Consider the following 255-nt stretch of genomic DNA (forward strand, 5'->3'; position numbering starts at 1 on the left):
ACCAGCGCCAGTAATCCGCCGGCAGGATTTCCAACGCCTGATCCATGAAGACGCCGCGCCCACGCGAGGTGGAGAACTGACCGCCGTCATAATTGAGGTAATTGAAGGACTTGATGTAATCCACCAGCTTCCACGGCTCGCCCGAGCCCTTGATCGTGGCGGGGAAGCTGAGCGTGTGGAAGGGGACATTGTCCTTGCCCATGAACTGGGTGTAGCGCACGTCTTCGGCGCCGCGGTCGGTGCGCCACCAGCTTT

1 protein-coding gene is annotated in these 255 nt (G+C 60.8%); it reads right to left on the bottom strand.

Going from position 1 to position 255, the window contains the following annotated elements; all coding sequences use genetic code 11:
- Window positions 1-255, bottom strand: a 255-nt coding sequence (locus FCK22_RS18195) for a class I tRNA ligase family protein (RefSeq protein WP_169306125.1), incomplete at both ends; no start/stop codon positions are given.

Origin of the sequence: Sulfitobacter sp. 15WGC (assembly GCF_005068605.1) — a bacterium.
Lineage (GTDB): Bacteria > Pseudomonadota > Alphaproteobacteria > Rhodobacterales > Rhodobacteraceae > Sulfitobacter > Sulfitobacter faviae.